General features: G+C 35.5%; 4 protein-coding genes. 3 read left to right on the top strand and 1 reads right to left on the bottom strand.

All coding sequences use genetic code 11. The annotated features are described in order from the left end of the window. Nucleotides 1-303, bottom strand: a 303-nt coding sequence (locus tag ACJML3_RS01160; protein WP_406019893.1) for an AAA family ATPase, incomplete at its 3' end; no start/stop codon positions are given. A gap of 456 nt (nucleotides 304-759) precedes the next feature. On the opposite strand from ACJML3_RS01160, the gene putP reads away from it, so the two are divergent. From putP to ACJML3_RS01145, 3 genes are all read left to right on the top strand, one after another. Further along, nucleotides 760-2,238 (top strand): sodium/proline symporter PutP, encoded by a 1,479-nt coding sequence (gene putP, locus ACJML3_RS01155; RefSeq protein ID WP_406019891.1) that lies wholly within the window; start codon nucleotides 760-762, stop codon nucleotides 2,236-2,238. Between the two features lie 16 nt (nucleotides 2,239-2,254). Then, nucleotides 2,255-2,884, top strand: a complete 630-nt coding sequence (locus ACJML3_RS01150) for a hypothetical protein (RefSeq protein ID WP_406019889.1) — start codon at nucleotides 2,255-2,257, stop codon at nucleotides 2,882-2,884. A 204-nt stretch (nucleotides 2,885-3,088) separates the two neighbouring features. Further along, nucleotides 3,089-4,303 (top strand): ISAs1 family transposase (locus tag ACJML3_RS01145; protein ID WP_406019887.1); only part of this gene is annotated, 1,215 nt, incomplete at its 3' end.

Raw genomic sequence — 4,303 nt, 5'->3', positions numbered from 1 at the left:
GAACTGTCCTAAGTATTTATCTGTAAATTCTTTATCTTTTAGAATCTCAAGACCATCAAAGAGTTTTTCTTTGTATTCTCTGTTATCACTGCCATCTTTGCCAATAGTTAAATATGTGGCAAACATATCCATTAAAAGAGTCTTACCAAAGCGTCTTGGTCTTGTGAAAAAGAGTACAGAAGAAGGCTCTGTAAAGACATTCTTTAGATAAGGTGTCTTATCAACATAGTAATGACCTTTGTTTCTTAATGAAACAAAGTCCTCATTGCCAAGTGGCAATGGTTTGAATGTCTTTTCAGTCATTTTTTATATCCAGAATATATAGTAACAATATGTAGTTTAGCTTAAAAATACATTGTTTCAAACTGTTTATAACTCATTATAAATGCTGTTTTATCATCTTTTAACAAAACAAATGATAGATAAGTGTGCAATATTTGTTTATCAATATAAAAATTCGAATTCTCCGATCATTTTGGTACAATATTGCATCTTTGAAACAGCTTGTCAGAAAAAATACTTTTTTGTGAATTTGCTGTTTTTGAATTGATATTTTTTGTTTTAGTAACTTCTTTAACTTGAAATATCAAAAGGATAGCTAATGTACTGTTTTGAGATGTCTTTTCCTTTTCAAAATTGAAACGATGACATATTTTTTCTCATTTTTAGACTTTACTATCCTCTAAGGCTGCCAATATAAGCAAGCCTTAATGATCCTCTGTTTACTCAAGAGGATGATGTCAATTCATAGGAATATTTATGTTTACAACTACAACAACCTTTATTGTGTACATCTTTTCAATGATTGTCATTGGTCTGATTGCTGCACGTTCTACATCTTCACTTTCAGACTATGTGCTAGGCGGTCGCCGTTTAGGAAGAGTAATTACAGGTCTTTCTGCAGGTGCATCTGATATGTCAGGCTGGCTTTTAATGGGGCTTCCTGGTGCATTGTTTGTATCAGGTATTTCTCAGGCTTGGATTGCTATCGGTCTTACCATAGGTCAGTGGTGCAACTGGAAATTCGTAGCCGCAAGATTACGCTCATTTACAGCAAATGCATCAGATTCTCTGACACTGCCAGATTATTTTGCTGCCCGTTTCATGGATAAGTACAGAATCACTGCAATCGTATCTGCTGTTATCATTTTAATTTTCTTTGTTGTTTACTGTTCTTCAGGAATGGTATCAGGTGCAAAGCTCTTTGAGCAGACTTTCAAGCTTGATTATCAGAATGCACTTTTAATCGGTGCAGTATCAACTATTCTATATGTATGTATTGGTGGATTCTTAGCTGTAAGCTGGACAGATGCTGTTCAGGCAACCTTAATGATTTTTGCTCTTATCATCACTCCTATCATTATTCTGACTGATATTGGATCTGTTAATGAAGCAAACGAGCTTGTATCATTAAAATCAGTTAATATGTCTAATATTCTAAGTGGTACAACACTAATCGGTCTAATCTCTTTAGCAGGCTGGGGCTTAGGTTATGTAGGTCAGCCTCATATTCTTGTTCGCTTTATGGCAGCATCTACTGTTCGTGGTATGGGCGGAGCAAGAAGAATCAGTATCTCTTGGATGATTTTCTGTCTGTTAGGCTCTGTATTAGTTGGTTACTATGGTGTTGCTTTTGCCGCACGTCATCCTGAAATCGAAATTAAAGATCCAGAGCAGATCTTCATCATCGTAACTCAGGTTCTTTTCTCACCTTGGATTGCAGGTATTCTTCTTTCTGCAATTTTAGCTGCTATCATGAGTACATTATCATGTCAGTTGCTTGTTGCTTCATCAACACTGACTCAGGATTTCTATTCAAGACTGATTAGAAAGAATGCTTCTCAAAAAGAGTTAGTATGGGTAGGTCGCGGTATGCTTCTTCTAGTAGCAGCTTTTGCCTATGTAATTGCAATGGATCCAAACTCAGGTATCTTAAAGCTTGTATCATATGCATGGGCAGGTTTTGGAGCTGCTTTCGGTCCTACTGTTGTTATCTCTGTTTTCTATAAGAAGATGACACTTCCTGCAGCTATTATCGGTATGATAACTGGTGCTTTAACTGTGATCGTATGGGAAATTTTCAATCCATTTGGGCTGTACTCTCTTGTTCCTGGATTTATTATTTCCTCTTTAGTAATTTTTGTAGTAAGCTTATTTACACAAAAAAACAACGAAAAGGTTGAACAGTTATTTACTGAACTTGAAGGCAAGTTCTGGAAAGAAGTTAAAGATCGTTAATTAACGGAGGACAGATTTGGATCTGCCAGCAAATGTCTATACACAGTCTCACCTTAAAAAAGCAGGGGTGAGATTCTCTGTAAACATTGTTGATACCATGTGTAAAAAAGGATTCGGTCTGTCCTATTATGCTTTTGTCTTTCTTTTCATATCTTTAGTATACTGTTATTCAACAGATCAGCTTTTCATGTTTGCATCTGTCAGACATTTCTATGTTCTGATAATTCTTGTTTTTCTCTATATTCTTTTATATACGTACAAGGTATATAAATTCTTCAAGATAAGAAAAACTCTTCGTGAAGATGTAAATCCTATTGCAGTTATGGCCTATGCTGTGGTGCTCTTGGATATTCATCCAACAAATCCTGATAAAATCATAAGACCAAAACGCTGTGCTATTGTCTATAAGGAGTGTGGTGCCTTAAAACCTCGCTTTTTTACAGGTGCAGTAAAGAAGATTGATTATAATTTTACAAAAGATAAGGTAACAACTGTATTCATTGACAGAAAGCACCCTGCTTATTACTCAGTTGTTGAAGGCAGACATTACAAAATTATCGGAAAAAAGAAAAAGAATGGTATCAAATCTGCAGTGGAAGCTTTTGAGATGAAAGGTTCAAAACCAGCACAGGATAATAAATTATAGTTGCCTTATTTCTTTTTAGCCTTCAGATAAATTCTCAGGGCGTACGCATGAATTGACTAAAAAATACTTTGTGATACAAGGATCAAAGTGCTAAATAAGTTCATGAATAAGTGTGAGCTGAGGATCACTGTATTGTAATTTTGTTTGTGAACATAAAAATAATCTGATCAAATACTGAAAGTTTAGGCAAAATAAAGGTACATTATGTCAACAACTTCAGTAAAAGAGACAGTAAGTTCACTCATGAAACAAATAAAAGTTACAGACTACAGACAGCAGTCAAAAGTAAAATTTCCTTTGCTACCAGCATTATTTGCCATAGTAATAGCATGGTGTTGTAACTGCAAGAATGCTGTGGAAGTATCGGACTTTTTAAGTGCAAAAAAGAAGTACTTAGCACAGATTATAGAAGGACTTTCCGAAGAAGAGAGTATGTCTCATGACACAGTGTTAAGACTTCTTAAAATGGTAAAAATATCAGAACTACATGGTTTTCTGACAGAATTTGCAAACAAACTTGCAAGTAATCAAGAAGAGACAAGGTGCTTGAGCCTTGATGGTCAGACTCCACGAGCAATGATATATGAAGCAGAAAAAGGGGAAAAATCTCCTAAGGATAGAAGACAGTATAACAAGCTTTATTATGTAACCTTGTATGATTCAACAAACAAGATTAGTCTAGCTCAGGATGAGGTACAGGATAAAGAGAATGAAAACAAATCGTGTGTCAGATTGCTACAGATGTTCTCCCTTTCAGGATGTGTTGTAACAGCAGATGCATTAAACACACAGCGTTCAGTAGCAAATGCGATTATTAGTCAGGATGGAGAGTACTGTCTAGCACTTAAAGGAAATCACGAAAAACTACAAAAAGCTGTAATTAATGCGTTTGAAGGAATTGATGATTCTGAAGTGCCATTACTTGAAAAAGAAAGACTACTTGATTATGACTGTGAATTGAAAAGCTATGAGTCAGAAACAGAGCTTGAACATGGAAGAGTTGAGACTCGCAGAGTAGATGTACTACCAGCGAACTTCATAAAACAAAGAGTTCTTGGAGATTGGAAAGAAGATTGTGAATGTATTGTCAGAGCAACTACTTTCAGTCATGACAAAAAATACGGAATTGAAAAAGAGCCTTTAGTCAGATACTACCTATGCTCGATAAATCCTGAGTCACCTGATTTGGCACAGACTCTCTATAGATGTATCAGAGAACATTGGAATATAGAAAATTCTCTGCATTGGTGTCTAGATATGGACTTTGGACAGGATTTGATGCAAGTAAAAAGCAGAGAATATGCAAGGAACAGAATTTTGCTCAACAAGATAGCGTTGAATGTGCTGAAGATAGTACAACCTCGCTTTTCTAAAAAGAGTGAAAAGTGCTCAATACCAAGGTTGCAGAAGAAACTTAGA

Source organism: Succinivibrio sp. (assembly GCF_045124615.1).
In the GTDB taxonomy this organism is placed as follows: Bacteria; Pseudomonadota; Gammaproteobacteria; order Enterobacterales; family Succinivibrionaceae; genus Succinivibrio; species Succinivibrio faecicola.
The sequence above is the reverse complement of the archived record's forward strand: the minus strand, read 5'-3'. Positions and strand labels throughout refer to the sequence as shown.